This window comes from Candidatus Persebacteraceae bacterium Df01, assembly GCA_030386295.1.
GTDB lineage: Bacteria > Pseudomonadota > Gammaproteobacteria > Tethybacterales > Persebacteraceae > Doriopsillibacter > Doriopsillibacter californiensis.
This window is the reverse complement of record JANQAO010000002.1, coordinates 227,104-251,957: the sequence shown is the minus strand read 5'-3', so window position 1 is coordinate 251,957 and position 24,854 is coordinate 227,104. Positions and strand designations below refer to the sequence as shown.

Here is a 24,854-nt window from a genome sequence, read left to right as displayed (position 1 = left end):
AAAAGACATTAGCATAAAATATGAAATTAATAGGATGGCATTTATTTGATTTAGGTATCTTTGATTGTAAACTTAATTTAATAAGGGAAAAATCATGAAAACATCTATTTTTGACGAATTCACAAATCAGTACAGTGTTCAAAAAACACTTCGCTTTGCATTAGAGCCAGTAGGAGAAACCGCTAAGCATATTAAAGACGGCGAATTGTTGAAAAAAGACGAAGAGTTAGCTAGAAAATATAAACTAGCCAAAATAATAATAGATGAATATCACAAAGATTTTATTCATAAGCGGCTTTCCGGATTTTCCTTCAAAATAGAGGATTTAGAGGATTTTAAAAGTGCGTACGAAGCACTTAAAGCGGATAAGAAAAATAAAGATGAGCAGGATAAACTAGGCGAGAAACAGGAAGCGCTTAGAAAACTAGTTAGCGAGGTATTTAAGAATGACAGACTTTTCCAAAAAGAGTTTATTAAAGAAGATTTACCTACATGGCTAGAGCAGCATCCTGATAAAGTGGAAAATAACGAGGAAGCAATAGGAATTGTTAAAGATTTTGAAAAATGGACTAGCTATTTTGACGGGTTTAATGAAAACAGAAAAAATATTTATACAGCAGAAAGCCATAGCACATCAATTAGTTATCGGTTGATTCACGAAAACCTACCGCGGTTTATAGATAACATCTTACGTTATGAAAAGGCAAAAGAGTTGGGCGTGGATTTTTCAGAAGTGGGAAATTATTTTGATGTTAAATTAGATAATGTTTTTTCGCTTTCTTACTTTAATAATTGCCTAACGCAACGCGGTATAGACGAGTACAATAAAATTAGAGGTGGGCAGAGTAAAAGAGGAAATATAAAAGAACAAGGGGTAAATGAAAAAATTAATGAATATGCTCAGCAATTAGCGAGTCAAAAAAATAATACTGTGGATGAAAAAAAGAAAGAGCTTAAAGATAAAAGAAAAACAGTACTCTCATGTAAGTTGGAGAAATTGCACAAGCAAATATTGAGCGATAGAACAGAAATTTCATCCCGGCTGCAAAATATAAATAATGATGGCAATTTATGTGAACAAATTCAATTATTCCAATTAAATGAAAAGGATGAGTTAATTGGCAGAGAAGAAATTGAAGATGAGAAAGGAAATAAAAACACTGAAGATTTTAATATTACTAAGCAGTTAAGAGAGATCCTTGAAAGCATATCAGAAGCAGATGCTCAAAGTATTTATATCAAAAACGGCAAAGAGCTTGCTAACATTTCTCAGTTTTTATTTGGTGACTGGGATGTCATAAAACGAAGCTTAGAAAATTATGCAGAAAATAGATTACTGGGGAAAAATAAAAAAGGTGAGTCTAAGCGATTTACTGAGCAAGCAAGAGAATCATGGCTTAAGAGCACTTATTTTTCATTTGATACTATTCATAAAGCATTAAAAAAAGATTTTGAGCAATATAAAGACGAAGATCTTGTAGATAATAAGGATGAAGGTGTTACTATAGAAATGAAAAAAAAAGCAATGAGCGAACCGCTTTTTCGCTATTTTGAAAATTTAATGTTTAGAAAAAAGAATGAAGAAACCGATGTTTTTGAAGAGAAAGAATTGCTTGATGAAATTATAAAATTAGCGCCACCCGCTTTTAATGTGTTAAAACAATATAAAGGCGAAAAAACAGAAACGTTAAAAAATAATAAAAAAGAGGTATCTAAAATCAAAGTATATTTAGATGCAGTGCAAGATTTACAGCAGTTTTTAAAACCGTTATTTGTCAAGCAGAAAGAAAAAGAACATGCTGATGTGCTAACGGAAAAACAACCACACCGCAAAAAAGTCAAGCAGAAAGAAAAAGAACATGCTGATGTGCTAGATAAAGATAGTGCTTTTTATGGGGATTTTGATCGTTTGTATGAAGTGCTAGAACAGATTACGCCACTTTATAATCAAACACGTAACTATCTTACAAAAAAGCCGTACAACATAGAAAAATATAAGTTAAATTTTGAAAATATCACGTTAGCAGATGGATGGGATAAAAATAAAGAAACTGATAATACTTGTGTGCTTTTACGCAAAGGCGAAAAATATTTTTTGGGTGTTATGGATAGACGAACAGCAAAATTATTTGAAAGTGATAATTTAAGTCCAAAATCAATTGAAGATAGTATGGCGGAAAACATAAAAAAAATTGAAGAACATAAGGCAATCTTATTAAACAAAAAAGAAGGCACAAAAGCTTATGATGATTTGAAGAATAAATTAGAAAATATGGAAAAAAACATAAAGAAACAAGCAAAATCTTTGGAAGCGCTAAAAAACACATCTGATAATTACCAAAAAATGGAATATAAACTTCTTCCTGGGGCAAGCAAAATGTTACCGAAGGTATTTTTCAGTAAAGAAAATATAAATTATTATAATCCGTCTGATGAGATTTTGAGAATTAGGAACCATGCCACTCATACCCAAAAAGGCACTCCTCAAAAAGGTTATGAAAAAGAGGAATTTGATGTAAAAGATATGAGAAATATAATTGATTTTTTTAAAGAATCAATTAATTCTCGTCCAGAATGGAGAGGTTTTGGATTTAAGTTTTCAGACACAAGTCAGTATAACGACTTAAGTGGGTTTTATAAAGAGGTAGAGCATCAGGGTTACAAAATATCTTTTCAAGATATTTCGGTGAGCTATATAGATCAATGTGTGGAAGAAGGGGAATTATATTTGTTTGAGATTTATAGCAAAGACTTTTCGCCACATGCAAAAGGAAAACCTAGTTTACAAACCTTGTATTGGAGAAATTTATTTACCCCTGAAAATTTAAAAAATGTGGTTTATAAACTTAATGGAAAAGCAGAACTATTTTTTAGGAAAGCATCTATTAAGTATGATGAAAAAATTTGGGAACAGGGGCATCACTACGAAGAATTGAAAGGAAAGTTTGACAAGAATGGCAAGCGCCTTCCTATTATCAAAGACAAACGTTATGCCAAAGACAGATACTTGTTTCATGTATCCATTGGGTGTAATTTTAAAGCTTTAGGAGCACCTCACTTTAATGACAAAATTAATGCATTTCTAAAAGATAATCCAACCGTCAATATTTTGGGGATAGATAGAGGAGAGCGTCACTTAGCTTATTACACGCTGATTAACCAAAAAAGGGAAATACTTCAAGATGTGAATGGTAAGTATTTGCAGGGCAGTTTTAATGTAATAGAAAGTGATAATAAAGGAAAAATTTATTCAAAAGACTATCATTATCTTTTGAATAAAAGAGAAGTTGAGCGAGATAAATCTAGAAAGTCTTGGGGAAGTATTGAACGGATTAAGGACTTGAAAGAGGGTTATTTGTCGCAAGTCGTGCACAAAATTTGTCGGATGATAGTAGAACACAACGCTATTGTAGTACTTGAAGATTTAAATTTTGGTTTCAAAAAAGGCCGCTTTAAGGTAGAAAAACAAATCTATCAAAAACTGGAAAAAATGTTGATAGACAAACTTAATTATTTAGTGCTAAAAGAGAAAGAACCAAGCCATGCTGGCGGAGTGCTAAAAGCATTGCAGCTGACAGCACCATTTAAAAGTTTTCAAAAAATGGGCAAGCAAACTGGAGTTGTTTTTTATGTCTCTGCCTACCACACGTCCAAAATTTGCCCAGTGACAGGGTTTGTGAACTTACTATATCCTCATTATGAAACTGTTAAGAAGGCACAAGAATTTTTTAACAAATTTGATTTGATAAAATTTAATACTGAAAAACAATATTTTGAATTTCATTTGGATTATAAAAAATTTACGGATAAGGCTGAAGACAGTAAACAAAAATGGACAATTTGTTCCTATGGTAAGCGGCTTGAGAATTTTAGAACCTCTAAAAATGATAAATGGGACACAAGAGAAATTAATTTAACCGAAAAATTCAAAGAATTATTTAAAAACACGGTTATTGACTATGAAAATAAAGAAGATATTAAAAGCGATATTGAAAATCAAAATGACACAGGTTTTTTCAAAGAACTTATTCGATTGCTCAGGTTAACTTTACAACTTCGTAATAGCCGTATTAATTCAGATGAGGATTGGATGATTTCGCCGATACCGGATGCGAATGGAAATTTCTTTGACTCTCGCGATGTGGGTGGCGATGTCCCGCAAAATGCTGATGCTAACGGAGCGTATCACATTGCACTAAAAGGGTTATGGGCGTTAGAGCAAATTAACAAAGGAGAAGAGAGATTAAACATTACCAACAAAGAATGGTATCAATTTGTGCAAGAAAAATCTCCCGATTTAGATAACGAAAAAATATTAACTGTTTAGTAAACATGAATAAAAACCGAGTTAATCTATATTATTAGGAACACAATGGAATCGTATATACAAATATCTTTTCTGAATGATTTTCTTTTTTGCCCGCGCTCTATTTATTTTCATCAGCTTTACGGCAAAATGTCAAAACGTTTTTATCATACGACTCATCAAACGGCAGGATTGAACGCACACCGAACTATAGACAACAAAACATATACTACCGCCAAAGCGGTAATGCAGGGAGTGGAGGTGTACAGCGATACTTATGGGCTATGCGGCAAGGTGGATACTTATGACCAAAATAAGCGGTTGCTAACCGAGCGTAAAAAGAAAATAAAAATGCTATATAACGGCTATGTTTTTCAACTATATGCTCAATATTTTTGTTTGACTGAAATGGGTTATCCGGTGCAAAAAATCAAACTCTACAGCATGGACGACAACAAAAGCTACTTTGTGCCGCTACCACAAGACGCTCCAGACAAATTGCGGGACTTTGAGGTACTTATTCAACAAATGCGGGATTTTGAACTAAATGCACCGTTTGTTGCCAACGTTAATAAATGTCGGCAGTGTGTCTACCGGGCATTGTGTGATTACTCGCTGGCCGATTGAGGGTTGATTGAGACCATGCTTAGCGCGCCAGATTTTAAACAAAAACAAATTGTGCTGGCATTGCTAAGTCGGGGGGACAAGCTGAGTTTTAAAAATGACAATATTATTATCAGAGGTGAAGATGAAAACATTAAACATCAGTCTACCTGTTACCGACTTTTTGCTTTGTTTATTGTTGGTCATGTTGTTGTTACTTCGGGATTGTTGCAGCGTGCGAAAAAATTTGGTTTTAGCCTGATATTGATGGGACACAACCTGACAGTGTATGGTCAATTTAATAATAAAACTGAGGGTAATGTAGTACTTCGGAAAAGACAATATGACTATGAAAACACTGATCTTGCCCAACACTTAGTTATGAACAAAATTCAGCAACAGCGAGAAGTGTTAAAAAATATTCGCAATAAAGATGAAAAAAAACGGATAGCAATTCAACACCTGCAAAATCATGAAGCGCGACTTCCTTCTCCTGATTTGGATTTACAAAATTTATTAGGATTAGAAGGTAGTGCTGCGCGGGTTTATTTTCAACAACTATTTGGACGAGAGAGTTGGCACGGCAGAAAACCTCGAGCTAAGCAAGATCCGACCAACACGTTACTAGATATCGGCTATACGCTGCTATTTAATTTTGTGGAAGGCTTACTTAATCTGTATGGCTTTGACCTGTATAGGGGTGTGTATCATCAGCAGTTTTATCAGCGCAAGTCGTTAGTTTGTGATTTGGTGGAGCCTTTTCGTCCTATTATTGACAGCCGTATCCGCAAGGCTTTTAGTTTGGGGCAGGTTAATGTAGAAGATTTTGATGTGATACAGGGGCAATATCGTTTGTTTGGAGAAAAATCGCGTAGCTATTTGAAATGGTTGCTAGAGGAAATTTTGACACACAAGCAGGGCATGTTTTTGTACACTCAACAGTATTATCGTTGCTTTATGCGACAGAAACCAGTTGACGAATATCCGTTATTTAATAAATTTTTGAATGAAAAATGCTGATTGTTTCTTATGACATTAGCGATACGAAACTACGTACTGAGTTTTCTAAATATTTAAGTAAATTTGGTTATCGGTTGCAATATTCTATTTTTGAGATAAGAAATAGCGCGCGAGTTTTGGCAATTATAGAGTCGGAAATCAAGGGACGATTTGAAAAAAGATTTTCTCAGCGCGATAGCATCATGATTTTTAGTATGAGCAAACAATGCAAAATTACCCATTATGGTTATGCACTAAATGACGATACGGATTTAATTGTCTTATGATAGAATCTGAATCGTGCTAGAAAAAGCGTTTGCAAACCTTGGTCTTAATGAAAAAATCTTCCGAGAAAAAGCTTACTGTTCATTAAAAACAGCGATAAAAAGTAAAAAATCGCGTTCGTTGAATGCGAAAGGCGATGTTTTTATTAAATAGCTGTCTAATAGGCACATATAATTTCTACTATCGTAGATTTCATTTTTACTTCCTTTTCATTTTTACGTCTAATAGGCACATATAATTTCTACTATCGTAGATACACCCTTCGGCTTGACAGGTTTTATATGTGTCTAATAGGCACATATAATTTCTACTATCGTAGATTATAACCTTTTATTGTCTTTTCTTGACGTCTAATAGGCACATATAATTTCTACTATCGTAGATTTAACTTCTACGAGTAATTTTTCTTTTGTCTAATAGGCACATATAATTTCTACTATCGTAGATTCCGACCACATGAATAAATGACCAGAGGTCTAATAGGCACATATAATTTCTACTATCGTAGATCGGCTATGCCGTTCCACCCGGTTAGTCTCGTCTAATAGGCACATATAATTTCTACTATCGTAGATTTCATGGCATTCCGGGTATTAAAATCGTCTAATAGGCACATATAATTTCTACTATCGTAGATATTAAATCTGCATGAGGGTCATCCCCAGTCTAATAGGCACATATAATTTCTACTATCGTAGATTGAGTGAATTAATTGTTGAGATTGATGGTCTAATAGGCACATATAATTTCTACTATCGTAGATCCTCCCTCCGAGATGCAATTAATTAATGTCTAATAGGCACATATAATTTCTACTATCGTAGATCCTCCTTAGTAAGTATGGCTATTTAAAAGTCTAATAGGCACATATAATTTCTACTATCGTAGATAGTGAGCGTAGTTAATATTCTTGGCAGTCTAATAGGCACATATAATTTCTACTATCGTAGATTGTTATGAGTTTTCAGCGTCTTGCGCTGTGTCTAATAGGCACATATAATTTCTACTATCGTAGATGCCATATAGCCAGCCGCTTTGCTTCCGCGTCTAATAGGCACATATAATTTCTACTATCGTAGATCGCGCGTGATGATTTATTACTGTCCGAGTCTAATAGGCACATATAATTTCTACTATCGTAGATTGTTTCTGATTATATTCTGCCGGCTAGTCTAATAGGCACATATAATTTCTACTATCGTAGATAGGTGCGATAACATTAGGCACGCGAATGTCTAATAGGCACATATAATTTCTACTATCGTAGATAATAAGGATTACGTAATACTGTTATGCCCGTCTAATAGGCACATATAATTTCTACTATCGTAGATTTCGGTTAACCCGTCTTCGCCTATTATGTCTAATAGGCACATATAATTTCTACTATCGTAGATATTACGATGGGTTTATATCCGTTCGTGAGGGTCTAATAGGCACATATAATTTCTACTATCGTAGATTTATGAATTTTCGGCTTCTTGCGCTGTTGTCTAATAGGCACATATAATTTCTACTATCGTAGATTGTGATGCTACTTATTAGGTTTATACGTGTCTAATAGGCACATATAATTTCTACTATCGTAGATTTCTCTGACCGTTGATTTTTACACCGGGTCTAATAGGCACATATAATTTCTACTATCGTAGATACGCGGTTACCGACTGGTCTCATGGTTGTCTAATAGGCACATATAATTTCTACTATCGTAGATCTTTTTTGGAAGTGATTTTTCTTTTGTCGTCTAATAGGCACATATAATTTCTGCTATCGTAGATTACTAATGTCGTTACTACCCAAGTAATCGTCTAACATGAGATGTGGCGTCGGCTTATTAGATTGCCAACGCTACTTAATTGCTACCAACAGTAAGCGGGAAGGTAATCCTCCCGCCCATCTAAAATTATGCTCGGTCGCCGTAAGATGTAATGTGGTTGGCAAGGCGTTCGTGTGAGCCATAAATAAAATGGCGTGACATATCTACATCATAGCGGCTTGCTGGAGGACGCCGTCCCATCGCTTCTGCTACTTCGCGGATGTAAATCGGCACGGCACCGCAACAGACACCCAGATAATTCACCCCCAACGCCCACGCTTCGTCAGCAAAGGCGCGAATTTCATAACGGTTGCACGACATCGCTTCTAATGCGGTAGGAAACGACCGGCCGTGTGGTGCTGGGCAGGTGCAGCCGTTGTTATCTGGCAGATTAAAAAATGTCGGGTGCTCTGGTGTGGTCCGAAAAGTTATCGGTAGTGCTGCGACATGGCACTTTACGCGCTTGCGAATCTCGTGGATATAAGGCATCATCGTTTGTGGACCACGAAAACAGTTCATGCCGGTTACTGTAGCACCGCGTTGTTCCAGTTCGGCGCAGGTGTCTACAACATCCCAGTCATCACGCATTTTGTTTTCACCCATCGGTGAAATCGTCACCACCGCTGGCAAGCCACTTTGTTGAATGGCTTCTAGTGCGGCAAAGGCTTCGCCGGCATAATAAAAAGTTTCGCCGATAATCAAGTCAACGCCAGCGTCAACCGCCCAGCCAATCATTTCGTCAAACATTTTGCGCACTTCTTTTTGTGCGTTTTTATCATCTGGATGCCAAAGGTTAGTATTGGAGATATTTCCGGCGACGAGATTGGGTTCGATGCCTTCGGGGACGTCATTTGCCACGTCGGTAGCAATTTGTAACGCTGCCTTGTTGAGTGGCTCCAATAGCTCTTCTTTGCCTAAAACCCGCATTTTTTCGCGGTGGCCATTGTATGTAAAAGCTTGTACAACATCGCTGCCAGCATGTTGAAAGTCTTTGTGTAGCGTACGCAGAGCATGGGGGTTTTCCAGTGCTACTTCGGGAACAAAAGCACCAGATGCCATATAGCCGCGCCGCTCTATTTCAAATAAAAAGCCTTCAGCACATAACACGCCGCCATCATCTAAGCGGGTGACTAAGTCTCTTTTCGTTGTCATGGTAGTGATTCCTTCAAGATTAGATTGTTTTAATATTAACCGGTCACAAAACGCGGAACCATAAATAATACCATAAAAAAACATTCAAAAATTGGAAAATCAGTTGTACTTACACTTGGCAGAGCTGTTGTAACCTAAGGATATGAAATAAGTTGTCTTTTCCAACACCCAATTTTCGGTATTTTTAGCGATTTATTAAGCATCGCGTCGGTGGTTTTGCTCTCAGAGTTCAGCACTCAAGTGGGTGATTTATAAACACCCCCAAATACGATTTACGCCATGGTCACTACAATATTGCCGATGTGTTTTTTTGCGACAAACATCTCTTGTGCTTGTGTCAGCTCTCGTAGCGGAAAAGTTTTTGCCAGTAGCGGTTTGATCTCACCGCGAGTGATGTAGTTTACTAAATTAGAAAATATGAGTGGTGGAGCAACGGTGGCACCGTAAAAAATTAAGTCCTGCAAATATAGTGTGCGCAAGTCTAACTCCACCATCGGACCGGCAATAGCGCCAGATACTACATAGCGTCCGCTACGGTGTAAAACATTAATCCATTGTCGCCATGAGTCACCGCCTACTACATCGGCAATCACATCGACATCGGCGCGTCCGATGGCTTGTTGTAGTGCCACCTTTAAATTTTCTGGTTCGCGCGGCAGCAACGGACATCCCAGTGGTGCTAGTGCCGCATGTTTGTTTTCTGTTGCCATACCTACTGGTATAGCACCGCGGCGGGCGGTAAGTTGTATTAACGCCGAACCTACGCCGCCAGAAGCACCGGTAATTAACACCGCATCGCCGGTCTTTACTCCGGCACGAGTGAGCATGTTTTCGGCAGTCACATAAGAAGTAGCAAAAGTGGCTAATTCTGCATCGCTCAACGGGCAGTCGATGGGATGAATATTGCGCACTGGTGCAACCGTGTAATCGGCATAGCCACCATCACATTCCGAACCAAAGTAGCCGATGCTGGAAGTACCTGCATTATCCGAACACAGCCAAGTTTCTATCATCACCCGCTGCCCCAACAACGATTTTGGTGCTCCGTTGCCTAGTGCGACTACCGTACCAACTGGATCCGCTCCCTGGATGCGTGGGAAAGTGATGGCGTTGCCTCCCCAGCTGGCATCTTGTTCGGCAGTGTCGGCAGACTCTGTTTTGATACCGTCATTCGTCGTGCCGCTATTTACCGCTTTGGAATACCACGCCGTCCGAGTGTTAATGTCGGTATTGTTAAGCCCGCAAGCGGCAACTTTAATTAACGCTTCGCCGGCTTGCGGTGTGGGAGTTGGCCAGTCTTCCCGATAAGATAATTTATCTAAACCGCCGTGACCGGTAAGGACGACGGCGCGCATGGTTGATGGAATATTCATGTCCGCTGTCCATCAATAAAGCCCAAAAAATAATTTGTATCGCTCATGTTTTTTCTTTTTCAATATAAAAAATTGGGGACGCTAGATTTTATTTATATCTAAGAATCGGACACACTAAGCTCAGCCTCTTGAGGTGGCGTCAAGTCTAATTTCTAGCGAAATTTATAATTTTCATTATTATAAGATAACAAAATACGATTGTGCCAAAAGGTAAAAACTCTCGTAAATCAGCTTCGTAAAGGGGCTCAAATATTGGTGGCGGGCATTGAAAATTACAGGATAAGCTGTTATTAAAATGATGTGTTCTTTACTAATTATTCTATAAAACTGAAGGAGACGGAGACTAGCAAAAGCAATAAAAGCCGAAAAAGAAGTTTCGGCGGATGGTAGTAAGAAACGATTCGCATTACGGCAATATTGACGGTCATTTCAGTATCACGGACTAACTCGAATTTTTCGGCTATTTCTCCCTAGTTTTTTCGCGCTTTTTGCTACAATGGGAGCAATGAAACCCGCTAAAGAATTTCTAAATATGACTAATCACTTCCTTATTGCCACAAGCAATTTGGATCGTTCCGTTTTTGAGCAATCGGTGATTTATGTTTGCCGTCACGATGATGATGGCGCTTTTGGTTTGGTTGTCAACAAACCCAGTGATACGTCGGTAACGGAGCTACTTAGTTCACTTGAAATTGGTGGTGTTGGCGGAAAAACGCCGGTGCTCAAAGGCGGGCCAGTCAAGCCCGAACAAGTGTTTATTTTGCACAGTCCACCAGAAGAGTACGACGTTACTATCAAAGTAGACGACAAAATCGGCGTTACCATGTCCAAGGATATTTTAGCTGCCATTAGCGAAAATCGAGCGCCGCAAAAAATGCTTTTTGCCTTTGGTTATGCCGGTTGGTCCAAAGGTCAGTTGGAAAGTGAAATTAGTGACAACGCCTGGCTGGCAGTAGAAGCCAGCCCCGATATTATTTTTGACATGCCGCCACCACAACGCTTGCACGAAGCGGCGCGCCGCTTGGGATTTGACATCACCAGTTATTCTAGCGACATAGGTAACGCTTAATGAGACAGACCTTTGGTGTTGCTGGCCATTGATGTGGGACGTAAGAAGTCGGGTATTGCCGTCGGCAACACCTTGACTGCCTCCGCCCGTCCTCTTACTACCGTGCGCGGTGGGCGCAGCAGTCAGCTTACTGCTATCGGCGAACTTATTCGGCAATGGCAACCACAACAAATTATTGTCGGTCTGCCCCGACATATGGATGACACAGAACACAGTATGACTACCTATTGCCGCGATTTTGCCCGTCGTTTGCAAGAACAAGTTAATCTGCCGGTCGCATTTGCCGATGAGCGTTTGACAACCCAAATTGTTGCGCATCATGCCGATACCGATAGTGCGGCGGCTAGTGTGATTTTGCAAAGCTGGCTGGACGCGCAAGCGCGGAAAGAAATAGCTAACCGCCATTTTATGGCAATTTTATAATCTGTTGAGAAAGGAATTATCAATGACGATACAACCCACTATGGATGCTTTTTGGATGCCTTATTCATCTAATAAAAATTTTAAATCAAAGCCACGATTACTCGCTTCGGCAAAAGACATGCACTGTTATGACATGGACGGACGGAAGCTGCTGGATGCAACTTCTGGCTTGTGGTGTAGCAATGGAGGACATTGCCGTGAGCCCATTGTGCGTGCTATTCAAGAACAGGCGGCCGTGTTAGATTTTGCCCCAACTTTCCACTTGGGACACCCGAGTGTTTTTGAATTTAGCGAACGATTGGCGACATACTTTCCCGACGAACTCAACAGCGTTTTCTTGACTAATTCTGGCTCGGAAGCCGATGACAGTGCGCTCAAAATGGCCTTGGCCTATCACAAAATTCGCGGTAACGGCGGCAAACAATTATTAGTAGGTCGTGAGCGCGGCTATCATGGCGTGGGCTTTGGCGGAATGTCGGTGGGCGGTATTGTAAAAAATCGTCTGTGGTTTGGTAATCAAATGCTCAGAGTTGATCATCTACCGCACACTCATAATCCACAAAAAAATGGCTTTTCTCGCGGTATCCCCGAACATGGCGGCGAATCCTACGCCGATGCTTTACAACAAATTATCGCTCTACACGATGCTTCTACTATCGCTGCGGTGATAGTAGAACCGGTATCCGGCTCTGCCGGCGTGCTACCGCCGCCTCAAGGATACTTAAAACGATTGCGCGAAATTTGTAGTGCCAACGATATTTTGCTTATTTATGACGAAGTAATTACTGCCTTTGGGCGGTTGGGCAAAAAGACAGCAGCAGAATATTTTGGTGTTACTCCAGATATGATTACCTTTGCCAAAGGTGTTACTAGCGGTTGTGCGCCTTTGGGTGGCGTGTTGGTGCGTGATGATATTCGCCAGACTTTTATAGATGCCGCTCAAGAAAAGGAGATTGATTTTTTCCATGGCTATACCTATTCCGGTCACCCGCTTTCTGTTGCAGCCGGTCGTGGTGCTTTAAATTTGTACGAAGAAGAAGGTCTGATGGAGCGCATTGATAGCGAGGGGCTTAGTGCGTATTTTGAAGAAGCTATTCATTCGTTGCGTGATTGTCCAAATGTTAAAGACATTCGCAATATTGGCTTTATGGGTGCAGTGGAATTAGAAAGCATTCCGGGTAAAGTGGGTGATCGAGCATTTAATATCTTTGAACGGTGCTTTCATGAAAAAGACATTATGATGCGCGTAACTGGTGATACCTTGGCATTTTCGCCACCGCTTATCGCTGAAAAAAGCCACTTAGACGAGATTTTTGACAAAACGCGAGAGGCATTGCGCGATTACCAATAGTCTTTGTTATTGCGGTGCGGTGTGGCGATATGCCTAGCCGCGCTGTTCGTGAAATTATCCTGATTGCCGGCTGTTTTGGCATTGGGTTGCTATTTGTCACGCTGTTTTCCTATTCACCCGATGATCCTGCGTGGTCGGCGAGCGGTGGTGATAGCGATACTATTCTCAACTGGGGAGGGCTTGTCGGTGCTTATACCGCCGATATTGCGTTGTCGGTGCTCGGCAATTCAGCTTATTTATTGTGTGCTATTGCGTTTGCTGCTTTGTATGCGGCGTTGCATCCGCCGTTGATAGAAAGCCGTCTGGCATGGCATTGGTGCTTGCTGGGAATCATATTGTTTATTATTTCGTCAGCGGCATTAGAAAATATTCGCTTTGTGCGTTATGCAGAATTTTTGCCTTCCGGTGCCGGCGGCGGATTAGGTGGGCTGGTGGTAAACAGCATGCGGTATGCTTTTGGAGAAACCGGCACCATCATGTTGTTACTGTGTTTTTGGATTATCAGCTGGAGTTTGGCTGTGGGCATGTCGTGGTTTGTGTTTTTTGAATCCATCGGCGCAGGATTAGAAAAGGGTCTTCTGTTTTTTATCCGTGCAGTAAAAAAAATTAATGACCATCGCATACAACAAAAAGTAAAACCATCGTCCAGTACGACGTTATCAAATCCGGAGCAGCACTTCACCGCCATCACGCGCCGTCGGAAATTAAAAAATAAACCCAAGGCGCCGCCGCCACAAAAATTGCCGGAACCGTTGTTGTTAAAAGAATCTTCTTCGGAGCTTTTGCCGCCAGAATCATTACTGGATCCAGTAATTGATACTGATAGTGGCGTTTCCCAGGAAGTGCTGGAGCATAATGCCACACTCATTGAACAGACGCTGGAAAATTTTGGCGTGCGGGCAAAAGTTCTTGCTTCACATCCCGGACCGGTTATTACCCGCTATGATATTCTGCCTGACACCGGTGTCAAAGGTGCGCAAATTGTTTCTTTGGTGCGAGACCTCGCCCGTGCCTTGTCCGTAGTCGGTGTGCGTGTATTAGAAACCATTCCCGGCAGTAGCTGTATGGGATTGGAAATCCCTAACAAAGATCGCATGACGGTGTATTTCGCTGACGTCATTCACACTTCTTCTTATTCCACAAACACCTTACCACTGGCACTGGGAAAAGACGCTGCCGGTAAGCCGTTAATTTCTGATTTGGCAAAGATGCCGCACTTGTTGGTGGCGGGCGCCACAGGCGCCGGAAAATCAGTGTGTATTAACGCCATGCTACTAAGCTTGCTGTATTCTTCGTCGCCAGATAATCTGAGGTTGTTGCTGATTGATCCTAAAATGCTGGAATTGGCGGTTTATCACGATATTCCGCATCTACTGGCGCCGGTGGTGACGGATGTGAATTTAGCGCCGGCAGCACTGAACTGGGCAGTACAGGAAATGGAAAACCGTTATCGTCAAATGTCTACCGTTGGCGCTCGCAATATTGTCGGCTACAACGCTAAAGTTCGTGCTGGCGAAGTTAAAAATGAAGAAGGTGAAAACGTAACGCCATTTCCGTACATTGTTATTGTCATTGATGAACTAGCGGATTTGATGATGACAATTGGCAAAAAAGTAGAAATTACCATCAGCCGTTTGGCGCAAAAAGCGCGCGCTGCTGGCATTCATCTGATTCTCGCTACGCAACGGCCTTCGGTTGATGTTATCACTGGCGTTATCAAAGCTAATGTCCCTTGTCGTATCGCTTTTCAAGTGGCTTCGAAAGTGGATTCACGTACCATCATTGATCAAATGGGTGCTGAAGTGCTGCTTGGTATGGGTGATATGCTGTATTTGCCGGCGGGTGCGCCGTTGCCGATGCGAGTCCACGGTGCTTATGTTTCGGATAACGAAGTAGTGCGCGTGGCGAGTCATTTGCGCAAACAAGGAAAAAGTAATTACGCTGTGGACTTTAATGTACCGCTTACTGATAACCCGGCGATGAGTTATGGCGGTGGCGATAGTGTCGGTAACGGTGGCGAGTCCGATGATTTGTACGATCAGGCGGTGGAGGCCGTACTCTGTCACAAACGTCCTTCTATTTCGCTGGTTCAGCGCAAACTGCGTATTGGTTATAACCGTGCCGCCCGCATAATAGAAGATATGGAAAAAGCGGGTCTTATTTCCGCCCCGGACAATACCGGAGCCCGTAAGATATTGGCGCCGAATGCGCTGCGGGATGATTAACTCTGCCGACAAAAACAGAACAGTCAATCTTTTATAAAACTGTCGTTTTTTACCTGCGTAAAGATACAATAGCGGCATGATTATCCCCGAACAACATGATTGGCAGGAAGCGGCAGCGACGCTAAACATTGAAGCACGATTGTTTATTAATGGTGCTTACCTTGATGCCGTTGACGGCGGGCGTTGTGCCGTTGTCAATCCAGCGACTGGCGAAACGCTGATAGAAGCCGTCGCCGGTAACCAAAAAGATATTGATCTCGCCGTCGCCGCCGCTACCACCGCACACAAAGACGGTGTTTGGCGTTGCCTTGCTCCTCGCAAGCGGGCTGCCATTATGTGGCGTTTTGCCGATTTGATTAAACAAAATGCCGAAACGCTTGCATTACTAGAAACACTTTGTATGGGTAAGCCTATATGTAGTGCCTATGACGGTGATATTCCCGAAGTGGTTAAAACTATCCGATTTTTTGCCGAATGCATTGACAAAGTGGAAGGTAAAGTTACGGCTACTAAGCATGACGTTCTGCATTATGTATTGCGCGAGCCGCTGGGAGTTGTTGGTGCTATTTCTCCGTGGAATTATCCGGCGTTGATGGCGGCGTGGAAATTTGCGCCAGCACTGGCGGCAGGCAACACGGTAGTATTAAAACCAGCGGAACAAGCGCCGTTATCGTGCTTGTTGTTGGCGCGGCTGTTTGTAGAGGCTGGTGGACCGGCAGGAGTTTTTAATGTGGTCAATGGTATTGGCGAAGTGGCTGGGCAGGCACTGGCACGCCACCCGAATGTGGCTAAAATCAGTTTTACCGGTTCTACGGCGGTAGGAAAGAAAATGCTCATCTACGCGGGTGAATCCAATATGAAGCGCGTGGGCTTAGAATGTGGCGGCAAGTCGCCGCAGGTTTTTTTGGATGATATGCCCGACATGGATGCTGCAGTAGCGGCAGCGGCAGAAGGTATTTTTTCTAATTCAGGACAGGTGTGTAATGCCGGTTCACGGCTACTCATTGATCGTTGCCGGCATGATGAATTTGTAGAAAAACTTGCTTCGTTGGTGGGGCAGTTTGCACCGGGGAACCCGCTGGCATGGGAAACGCCGCTTGGGCCACTAGTCACTCATGCCGATCAAAAACGAGTGTTGGGCTGCATTAAAGATAGCGCCGATGTTGGCGCTCACGTTGTTGTTGGCGGCGGAGTGCCAAAAAATCTTGCTGATGGAGCTTTTGTTGAACCAACTCTTATTACTAGAGTTAAGCGCGATTCAGCACTGGCGCGTGAGGAAGTGTTTGGACCGGTTGCTGCGGTATTACCATTTGATGGTATTGATGACGCCATTCAGCTGGCTAATGACACTATTTATGGGTTGGCTGCATCTGTTTGGACTCGCGACATTGGTCGCGCTCACCGTGCCGTACGCGAGATTGAAGCCGGTGTGGTGTGGGTGAATACTTATTTTGAAGATGATATGACACAACCTTTTGGCGGCTATAAACAATCAGGAAACACCCGTGACAAGTGTTTTGAAAGCTTGTTGGAATATACGCAAATGAAATCAGCTTGGGTTAATTTGTACTAAACGGTTTTTGATTTTATTAATGAATGCGCGTCATTGGGCGTTGGTAACATTGCTCGCTGTGTTGTGGGGTAGTTCTTTCTTGATGGCGGAAATTGCACTTAAGGCACTTGCTCCATTTACTATCGTTTTTTTTCGCATTGGTACAGCGGCAGTACTATTGTGTATAACTTTGCGAGTTCGTGGCATGTGGTTGGGCGTGATTTGGCAACGAAGGCGCAAGTATATTGTCCTCGCTTTTTTTGGTAGTGCTTTTCCTTTTGCAGGATTTTCTTGGGGACAACAATACATAGACAGTTCTTTGGCAGGAGTGCTCAATTCCACCACACCCTTGTTTACGCTGGTAATGGCGTGTATGGTCGGTGAAGAAACCATGCGCTGGCGGCGATTGGTAGGATTGTTTATCGGTGTCGTTGGAATTACGGTTCTTTTTCAACCGGGACTGGAAACTGATGATGCCTTTTTTTGGGGGAGTATGGCGGGGCTGGCAGCATCAGCTTCTTATGGGGTAGTAGCGATTTTTGCCCGCCGTTATACTGCTGATTTTGCGCCTATGGAAAACGCTTGTGGCCAATTGATTTGGGCGACATTGTTGTTGTTGCCATTGTGTTTGTGGGAAGCTCCGTGGCAAATGCCGCTACCGCCAGCTGGTGCTTTGTTGGCCGTGGCGAGTATGGCAATGTTCAGTACGTATTGTGCGTTTTTATTGTATTTTTATCTAATACGAACAATCGGTGCGGTTAACACGACACAAACAGCATTTATTATTCCGCTGGTGGCGGTGATTTTGGGTGTGATGTTGCTGAACGAGAATATCGGAACTGCCTTTTTTGTCGGTGCCAGTTTGGTGATGTTCGGTTTATTAATCGCTAATCGGCGAACTGAGCCTGGTGACGATAACTGTAAAAAATAATTATTAATGTCTGAATAAGTAAGGATAAAAAAATAACCCTAGCATAGTTAAATTAACTTGATACAACGAAATAAATGTTCAGCTTTTATCGTATCTTATGTGTTGTGTTTCTATAACAATATTTTCCGAGTGCTAAATTATTTTTATTACTATATAGCTGGTACTGTTTTATGTTTTACTCAGGTAACAGAGGCACAAAAAAAGCAGGTCGGCTATTTAGCCGACCTGCTTGAGAGGAAATGATTACAATTTTTTTCCGGTTTCTGCCAATCCGGTACCTGGGTCATAAGGCTTTTTGAATGGAGTTGAAACTACTTCAGCTTCCACAGGTTTATTATCGGGATTGTAAATTTCAGGCAACGACACATTCAGGTTTGTTCCTAATTGTGTGTATTTCACCGGTAAAAAGGCAAAGCCGATGTTGGACTTTTGTGCTGGTGAATACCACGCTGACGTGATATAACCTACCAATTTTTTGCCATCAGAATCAAAGACATGATAAAAATCAGACGGATACCAAGTAATGTCTTTGCCGCCCATGCGCACACCACATAGTTTGTGGGTCACACCGGCATCTTTGATTTTTTGTAATGCGGCTTTACCGATAAAGTTATCCTTGCCAAAATCTACCTGCCAGTCAAGGCCAATTTCAAATGGGTTTATTTCTTGGTCCATATCTTGTCCCCAAGAAAGGATACCAGCTTCAATGCGGCGATGATGACCGGGAGCGATAACTTTGAGGTTAAATTCTTTGCCCGCTTCCAATACAGAATTCCACATTTTTTCGGCATTTTTTGTGGCATCGTACAGGTAAATTTCATAACCTGCCTCGGCGGAAAATCCAGAACGAGAAATAATAACTTCGCAACCACCTATTTCCCCGCGCATAAGACCATAGTAGGCTACGTCATCAATGGCGGCACCAAAAATTTTGCGCATGAGCGGCGTTGACTTGGGGCCTTGAATTTGCACTGGTGCCACGTCAATTTCGTGAATTTCTACGTCGTATTGACCAAAGGCGTTTACGCCTTGCAACCAAAATTCCAAATCTGAGTCTGACAATGAAAACCAAAATTCATCTTCGGCAAGACGTAGCATGACGGGATCGTTGAGTACACCGCCGTATTGATTGCATAGAATCACATAGCGTGCTTTCATTACCGCACATGACGAAGCTTTGCGGGTGATAACCATATCTACGAATTTTTCAGCATCTGGACCTTTGACTTGAATTTGGCGTTCTACTGCAACGTTCCACATGGTTACATGCTCGGTAAGATATTTGTATTCTTCCATCAAGCCACCGTCTTCGGGTTTGATATAGGCGCGAGGATGATAAATCCGGTTGTACACCGAATGGCACCAGCAACCAGCTTCCTGCGACAGATGCCAGTAGGGGCCCTTGCGAATGCGCTGATCAATCAGCATTCTTGAGCCTTCGGCACTAATGCCTTCTAGCCCCGGGGTGGCATGGGAATCACCACTTTGCCGCAATTGAATAGGTACGCGGCGCGTTTTCAGTAAGGATTGATCGGCCGGCCAAGTGGCTTCGGCTTCTGATAGTTTTTTAATGGACATGTTTTTCTCTCTCTCAATAAGAATAAAGTTTTATTAAAATTAAGCCACCTCAGCGACGCCGTTGATTTGCGCCTCTGAGATGACCGCCAAGGTTTCTCGAACAGCTCCAAATGGATAGAAATGGAGACTGATGGGAAAATCGTATTGACGCACTGCTACGCGTCCTGCTAATTCGGCAATAATGCCTTCGGGGGAGAAATTAACTAGTCCCAACGTTTTGCCAAATTGTCGGCGAAAAAAGCCGACTGAACGACCAATTCCACAAAATGCAGCATATTTAAATAGTTTTTTGGCACCGACCCGCCCAGCAATACCTAAACGCACCGGCACGGATATTTTTTCGCTTTTGAGCCAGTCCAAAAAATCAAAATAAGGAGTGACGGCAAAGCAAAATTGAGTGACAATAAAAGCTTCCATGTCGTGTGCAGAGGCATAACGAAGTTTGTCTAACAACGCCTGGCGCATAATATCTCGCGGCTGTGCTGGGTGTTCTTCAGGATGACCGGCAAACCCGACTTTGCGAGCGTTGTAGTGTTGAAAAATACCGGTCTGTAACAACTGCATGGAATTTTCGAATTTCCCCGCCGGTGTTGCCTCGCCGCCGCCAAGTAACAAAAATTCGTGTACTCCAACACCGGTAAATCCAGCAACAATGCGCTCTAATTCGTTTTCATCGGCGATATTACGCGCCGCTACATGCGCCACGGGAGTCATGCCTTGGTCAATAATTTTGCCGGCTGTACGGGTGCTTTCTTCCATATTAAGATTGCGAAAATGTGGCACAAACATCCGTGAATCATCATTCAAGGTACCATGCCAATTTTGGGCTTGGTCAATGTCGGCACTAAGCATCTCCAAACTCACGCCATTTAGCAAGCGCGATGAAGTAGCTACCATACCGCGATCTCCTACCAGATTTTCACGAGCACGCGAGAGCAACATTTCCAAGCATTCCCAAACCATCAAGCGGCAACGTTCCAAATCTTGTGCAGCTTCTTCTTTTAAGGCAAAACTGAGCCACGAGCCGTGCAGTACGGAAATAATCATTAAAGTGCCGTATTCCGTCCGTTCAAACGGATTGGGCGCGCCGATTTCCAGAAGTATCTGGCGTAAATAACCGCGGACATTGCTGTACAAACGGCGGGTGTAAATGTTGCGTACTCGGCGCAGTGATTCAAAATGCTCTGCCGCAACCCAAAACGCCAGCCATACATTGGCAGCGCGGTCATTGCTTTGTTCTTCGCCGAGTACGGCTTGAATAACCGCCCACAGTTTGCCGCGAGGGCCTTCAGCCTGTGTACAGCCATTCACCACTTTGTGGCGCATTTGTTCCAGCAACACTGACATCGCTTGTTCCAGTAAATCTTCTTTGTGAGTGAAATGATGATGCACGGTAGCAGTGGAAACATCGGCTATTTCACTGATTTTTGCTACCGTTGTATCGGAAAAGCCGTTTCTGTAGACGGATTCAATTGCGGCATCAATAAGGCGATCACGCATGCGGTCGGCTTTGCCAACAGGGTTTCCGACTACATTCGTTTTTTCTTTTAACATCAAGGCACTCTCCAATTTACTAACTCAATTATATACAAAACTATAAAAACTAACTAGTTAGTTAATGAATTTTTATATACTATACGCAAAGAATGTGCTTTTTTGAATGATTATCGTAAAAAATTTGTTTTAATTGCATATTAATAAATTATCAAAAGCATATTTTTGAGGATAGGAGAACAATATGAAAGCACTGGTTACAGTCAAGCGGGTGATTGATCCCTATGTCAAAGTCAGGGTGCGTGCTGATGGATTGGATGTAGAAAAAAATGACGTCAAAATGGCGATGAATCCATTTTGTGAAAACGCATTGGAAGAGGCCCTACGCTGGAAAGATAATGGTGTGGTAACGGAAGTGGTGGCAATGTCAGCCGGCGGTGCAGATACGGCGGAAACTTTGCGTATGGCACTGGCAATGGGTGCTGACCGCGCTATTTTAGTCAATACGGAAATGCTACCGGTGCCGCTGATAGCAGCCAAACTCATCGCTGCCGTCGCGCGTCGCGAAAAACCGGAAGTAATATGGATGGGTAAACAGGCGGCGGATGGAGATTTCAACCAAACTGGCCAAATGGTTGCCGCATTATTAGGATGGGGGCAGGGACTATTTTTATCTGCTGCTACGCTGGAAGACGGTACAGTATCGGCGGATTCGGAAGTGGATAACGGTATTGTTAACGTGCGTATTAAGCTTCCTTGCGTATTGACCGCCGATTTGCGGTTAAATCAACCACGCTATGCAACGTTGCCTAACATTATGAAAGCGCGGCGTAAGCCGATGGAGGAACTGACCGCGGCAGATCTGGGTGTGGATTTATCGCCGCGCTTAAAAGTACTGCGTGTTAGTGAGCCACCACCGCGTCCTTCTGGGCGCAAAGTGGCCGATGCTCAAGAATTGGTTCGCGTGTTGCGCGAGGAAGCGAAGGTGTTGTCATGAGCGTATTAATTGTTGTTGAACATGATAATCAGGCGCCGCGAGAAAATTTTCGCTACGCGTTAGCCGCGGCCGGTCAATTAGGCGGGCAAATTGAAGCTTTGGTGATTGGCGAAAATTGCCGTGCCGTAGCCGATATTGTCAGTCACGCTCCGGGGTTAGCCGCTGTACGTGTGGCCGAAAACATTGCTTATAAAAACGGGTTAGCCGAAAATTGTGCTCCGCTAATTGCCGAACAAGTGGGTGAAATAACGCATGTGATTATGGCGGCTGGCTCGCTGGCGCGCATGTGGTTACCGCGTGCTGCAGCATTAGCGGATAGTCAAATGATTAGCGAAATAATTGGGATTGAAGCTGCTGATACTTTTGTACGTCCGATTTACGCAGGAAATGCGTTTACGACGGTGCAAAGTTTAGATGCGGTGAAATTTTTATCCATCCGCACAACAGCATTTGAACCGGTAACAGGAGATGCCGATACGCCTTGTAAGGTGACAGCGATTACCAGTGGCGGTGACTCCGGGTTGACGGAATTTATTGGTGAGCGAGTATCGGCGTTGGAGCGTCCCGAATTGACCGCTGCACAAATCATCATTTCGGGTGGGCGCGGTGTGGGCAGTGCTGATAATTTTAAATTATTAGAGGCATTGGCCGACAAACTTGGCGCTGGTATTGGCGCATCACGTGCCGCGGTGGACGAAGGTTACGCACCCAATGATTTCCAGGTGGGGCAGACTGGAAAAATTGTCGCGCCCGATTTATACATGGCCGTTGGTATTTCTGGAGCCATTCAGCACTTGGCGGGTATTCGCGATTCCAAATGTATTGTTGCAATTAACAAAGATGCGGACGCGCCTATTTTTGAAATTGCGGATTACGGATTGGTGGGGGATTTATTTGAAATTATCCCGCAACTGCAAGCGGCATTGGAAGAGTGACCGTCCGCGAAACGCTTGAGTTTGACGTGCTTATTGTCGGTGCCGGTCCGGCGGGGCTTGCTGCCGCTATTCATTTGCGACAATGCGCCGAAAAGGCTGGTCAGGATATCAGTGTTTGTGTCGTAGAAAAAGGAGCCGAAGTAGGTGCCCACACTCTTGCTGGTGCCGTTTTAGAAACGCGGGCTCTGGATGAACTCATACCCGACTGGCGCGACAAAGGTGCGCCAGTGCAAACAGCAGTAACGCACGATGAATTTTGTTTTCTTACTGAAAACAAGAAATTCAAATTACCACCACCACCGCAAATGTGTAATAAAGGAAATTATATTGTCAGTTTGGGTCGTGTCGTGTCGTGGCTGGGCGCGCAAGCTGAAACATTGGGGGTGGATATTTTTCCCGGCTTTGCTGCGGCGGAAGTGTTGTACGATGATAATAATACGGTAGTCGGCGTTGTTACCGGTGACATGGGCGTACTCAAAAATGGCGATAAAGGTTCAAACTATCAGCCTGGTGTAGAGTTGCGCGCTCGCCGTACGATTTTTGCTGAAGGTTGTCGCGGTTCGCTCACGCAATTGGTGATGAAAAAATATAATTTAACCGATGGTTGCTGTCCGCAAACTTACGCTATCGGCATTAAAGAATTGTGGGAAACGTCTGCTGCAGAGCCGGGGCGAGTATTGCATTCCATCGGCTGGCCACTTTCCACCAACACTTATGGTGGTTCTTTTGTTTATCATTTGGAAGCGAACAAAATTGCACTAGGGTTTGTTGTCGGGTTGGATTATCGCAATCCTTACCTATCTCCATATGAAGAATTTCAACGTTTTAAGCATCATCAGGCAATTGCTTCGTTGCTACGTGATGGTCGGCGCATTGCTTACGGGGCACGAGCACTCAATGAAGGAGGCTGGCAAAGTCTGCCTAAACTGTCTATGCCTGGTGCGCTTATCGTCGGTTGTGCCGCCGGATTGTTAAACGTTCCCAAAATTAAAGGCGCGCACACGGCAATGAAAAGCGGTATGCTGGCGGCACAGGCAACAATGGACGCACTGGTAAGCGACAACGTCGCTACTGATATAACCGACTATGATACCGCTGTGCGTAACAGTTGGATTGGTGAAGAATTGCGCCGTGCTCGCAATATCCGCCCGGGATTTAGTCGCGGTTTATATTTAGGCTTGGCTAACGCCGCTTTAGACACTTATGTTTTGCGCGGGCGGGCACCGTGGACTTTCAAACACAAACCAGACCATACACAATTAGAAACGACTGCAAAACACAAGCCGATTGATTATCCTAAGCCGGATGGGGTGCTCAGTTTTTCGCGGCTAGACAATCTAGCGTATTCTGGTGTGAATCACGAAGCCGATCAACCAGCGCATTTGCGCTTGCGCGAGCCGGTACGGGCGGTGGAGGTTAATTGGAAACAATACGCCGGTCCTGAGGCACACTATTGTCCTGCAGGCGTGTACGAATATGTGGACGATGAAGCAGGCGAAAAAAAGTTGGTAATTAATGCGCAAAATTGTGTGCATTGTAAAACTTGCGATATTAAAGATCCGACACAAAATATTCAATGGACAACGCCGGAAGGCGGTGGTGGCCCAAATTACAAGCAAATGTGACGTCCAAGTGACAATAGCGTTTTGCTAGGTAAAACTTAAACTTAGCGTTGTTTTTTTATAATGAGATTGTTCCAATTTCAACAAATATGACAGCACGTAAAATAAATTTATTACTTACTGTAAGGTATAAGATGTTT

At 42.8% G+C, this 24,854-nt stretch carries 17 protein-coding genes and 1 CRISPR repeat array; of the genes, 13 read left to right on the top strand and 4 right to left on the bottom strand.

What is annotated here, in order from left to right; all coding sequences use genetic code 11:
• Positions 1-94: 94 nt before the first annotated feature.
• Genes cas12a through cas2 form a run of 4 tightly spaced genes read left to right on the top strand, consistent with a single transcriptional unit; the run spans position 95 to position 6,195 of the window.
• Entirely contained in the window at positions 95-4,327 is a 4,233-nt protein-coding gene (gene cas12a / locus NQX30_04315) for a type V CRISPR-associated protein Cas12a/Cpf1 (GenBank protein ID MDM5147594.1), read from the top strand.
• Positions 4,328-4,372: 45 nt separating this feature from the next.
• Complete coding sequence (gene cas4, locus NQX30_04310) at positions 4,373-4,933, top strand: type V CRISPR-associated protein Cas4 (protein MDM5147593.1); 561 nt, start codon at positions 4,373-4,375, stop codon at positions 4,931-4,933.
• Positions 4,934-4,948: 15 nt separating this feature from the next.
• Positions 4,949-5,929 (top strand): type V CRISPR-associated endonuclease Cas1, encoded by a 981-nt coding sequence (cas1, locus tag NQX30_04305; GenBank protein ID MDM5147592.1) that lies wholly within the window; start codon positions 4,949-4,951, stop codon positions 5,927-5,929.
• Positions 5,923-6,195, top strand: coding sequence for a CRISPR-associated endonuclease Cas2 (cas2, locus tag NQX30_04300; GenBank protein MDM5147591.1), 273 nt, complete (start codon positions 5,923-5,925; stop codon positions 6,193-6,195). The genes cas1 and cas2 overlap by 7 nt, the downstream gene beginning before the upstream one ends.
• 153 nt (positions 6,196-6,348) lie before the next feature.
• Positions 6,349-7,974: direct repeats of the CRISPR family, unit length 36 nt; unit sequence GTCTAATAGGCACATATAATTTCTACTATCGTAGAT.
• Positions 7,975-8,099: 125 nt separating this feature from the next.
• Here cas2 and NQX30_04295 read toward each other — a convergent pair.
• Together NQX30_04295 and NQX30_04290 are read right to left on the bottom strand one after the other, a co-directional pair.
• On the bottom strand, positions 8,100-9,164 hold the full coding sequence (locus NQX30_04295; GenBank protein MDM5147590.1) for a homocysteine S-methyltransferase family protein: 1,065 nt from the start codon (positions 9,162-9,164) through the stop codon (positions 8,100-8,102).
• A 272-nt stretch (positions 9,165-9,436) separates the two neighbouring features.
• Positions 9,437-10,537: an alcohol dehydrogenase family protein gene (locus NQX30_04290; GenBank protein MDM5147589.1), complete on the bottom strand. Its 1,101-nt coding sequence runs from the start codon at positions 10,535-10,537 to the stop codon at positions 9,437-9,439.
• A gap of 505 nt (positions 10,538-11,042) precedes the next feature.
• Between NQX30_04290 and NQX30_04285 the strand changes: the two genes are divergently transcribed.
• The 6 genes from NQX30_04285 (at position 11,043) to NQX30_04260 (ending at position 18,088) form a co-directional block, all read left to right on the top strand.
• Entirely contained in the window at positions 11,043-11,606 is a 564-nt protein-coding gene (locus NQX30_04285; protein ID MDM5147588.1) for a YqgE/AlgH family protein, read from the top strand.
• Between the two features lie 15 nt (positions 11,607-11,621).
• Positions 11,622-12,029, top strand: coding sequence for a Holliday junction resolvase RuvX (gene ruvX / locus NQX30_04280; GenBank protein ID MDM5147587.1), 408 nt, complete (start codon positions 11,622-11,624; stop codon positions 12,027-12,029).
• Positions 12,030-12,051: 22 nt separating this feature from the next.
• Positions 12,052-13,380, top strand: coding sequence for an aspartate aminotransferase family protein (locus tag NQX30_04275; GenBank protein MDM5147586.1), 1,329 nt, complete (start codon positions 12,052-12,054; stop codon positions 13,378-13,380).
• Between the two features lie 29 nt (positions 13,381-13,409).
• Entirely contained in the window at positions 13,410-15,605 is a 2,196-nt protein-coding gene (locus NQX30_04270) for a DNA translocase FtsK 4TM domain-containing protein (protein ID MDM5147585.1), read from the top strand.
• Positions 15,606-15,681: 76 nt separating this feature from the next.
• The gene (locus NQX30_04265) at positions 15,682-17,178 is read left to right on the top strand and encodes an aldehyde dehydrogenase family protein (GenBank protein MDM5147584.1); all 1,497 of its coding nucleotides are present in this window, start codon (positions 15,682-15,684) and stop codon (positions 17,176-17,178) included.
• Positions 17,179-17,197: 19 nt separating this feature from the next.
• Complete coding sequence (locus NQX30_04260) at positions 17,198-18,088, top strand: DMT family transporter (GenBank protein ID MDM5147583.1); 891 nt, start codon at positions 17,198-17,200, stop codon at positions 18,086-18,088.
• Positions 18,089-18,331: 243 nt separating this feature from the next.
• Here the strand turns inward: NQX30_04260 and NQX30_04255 are convergent, their stop codons facing one another.
• Together NQX30_04255 and betI are read right to left on the bottom strand one after the other, a co-directional pair.
• Complete coding sequence (locus tag NQX30_04255) at positions 18,332-19,666, bottom strand: aminomethyl transferase family protein (GenBank protein ID MDM5147582.1); 1,335 nt, start codon at positions 19,664-19,666, stop codon at positions 18,332-18,334.
• A gap of 39 nt (positions 19,667-19,705) precedes the next feature.
• Positions 19,706-21,220, bottom strand: coding sequence for a transcriptional regulator BetI (gene betI / locus NQX30_04250; protein MDM5147581.1), 1,515 nt, complete (start codon positions 21,218-21,220; stop codon positions 19,706-19,708).
• Positions 21,221-21,404: 184 nt separating this feature from the next.
• Between betI and NQX30_04245 the strand changes: the two genes are divergently transcribed.
• The 3 genes from NQX30_04245 to NQX30_04235 are packed head-to-tail and all read left to right on the top strand — an operon-like array spanning position 21,405 to position 24,717.
• A complete protein-coding gene (locus NQX30_04245) occupies positions 21,405-22,157 on the top strand; it encodes an electron transfer flavoprotein subunit beta/FixA family protein (GenBank protein ID MDM5147580.1) in 753 nt (250 codons plus the stop codon).
• Entirely contained in the window at positions 22,154-23,092 is a 939-nt protein-coding gene (locus tag NQX30_04240) for an FAD-binding protein (protein ID MDM5147579.1), read from the top strand. The genes NQX30_04245 and NQX30_04240 overlap by 4 nt, the downstream gene beginning before the upstream one ends.
• Positions 23,089-24,717 carry an electron transfer flavoprotein-ubiquinone oxidoreductase gene (locus NQX30_04235; GenBank protein MDM5147578.1) on the top strand — a complete coding sequence of 543 codons (1,629 nt, stop codon included), beginning with the start codon at positions 23,089-23,091 and terminating at the stop codon, positions 24,715-24,717. Before NQX30_04240 ends, NQX30_04235 begins: the two co-directional genes overlap by 4 nt.
• Positions 24,718-24,854 lie beyond the last annotated feature (137 nt).

Bases quoted from the DNA above. Each gene is read 5' to 3' on its own strand.
- betI (MDM5147581.1), bottom strand. From the start codon at position 21,220: ATGTTAAAAGAAAAAACGAATGTAGTCGGAAACCCTGTTGGCAAAGCC.
- NQX30_04295 (MDM5147590.1), bottom strand. From the start codon at position 9,164: ATGACAACGAAAAGAGACTTAGTCACCCGCTTAGATGATGGCGGCGTG.
- NQX30_04270 (MDM5147585.1), top strand. From the start codon at position 13,410: ATGCCTAGCCGCGCTGTTCGTGAAATTATCCTGATTGCCGGCTGTTTT.
- NQX30_04285 (MDM5147588.1), top strand. From the start codon at position 11,043: ATGAAACCCGCTAAAGAATTTCTAAATATGACTAATCACTTCCTTATT.
- NQX30_04265 (MDM5147584.1), top strand. From the start codon at position 15,682: ATGATTATCCCCGAACAACATGATTGGCAGGAAGCGGCAGCGACGCTA.
- NQX30_04290 (MDM5147589.1), bottom strand. From the start codon at position 10,537: ATGAATATTCCATCAACCATGCGCGCCGTCGTCCTTACCGGTCACGGC.
- NQX30_04240 (MDM5147579.1), top strand. From the start codon at position 22,154: ATGAGCGTATTAATTGTTGTTGAACATGATAATCAGGCGCCGCGAGAA.
- NQX30_04255 (MDM5147582.1), bottom strand. From the start codon at position 19,666: ATGTCCATTAAAAAACTATCAGAAGCCGAAGCCACTTGGCCGGCCGAT.
- cas4 (MDM5147593.1), top strand. From the start codon at position 4,373: ATGGAATCGTATATACAAATATCTTTTCTGAATGATTTTCTTTTTTGC.
- NQX30_04245 (MDM5147580.1), top strand. From the start codon at position 21,405: ATGAAAGCACTGGTTACAGTCAAGCGGGTGATTGATCCCTATGTCAAA.
- cas2 (MDM5147591.1), top strand. From the start codon at position 5,923: ATGCTGATTGTTTCTTATGACATTAGCGATACGAAACTACGTACTGAG.
- cas12a (MDM5147594.1), top strand. From the start codon at position 95: ATGAAAACATCTATTTTTGACGAATTCACAAATCAGTACAGTGTTCAA.
- NQX30_04260 (MDM5147583.1), top strand. From the start codon at position 17,198: ATGAATGCGCGTCATTGGGCGTTGGTAACATTGCTCGCTGTGTTGTGG.
- NQX30_04275 (MDM5147586.1), top strand. From the start codon at position 12,052: ATGACGATACAACCCACTATGGATGCTTTTTGGATGCCTTATTCATCT.
- cas1 (MDM5147592.1), top strand. From the start codon at position 4,949: ATGCTTAGCGCGCCAGATTTTAAACAAAAACAAATTGTGCTGGCATTG.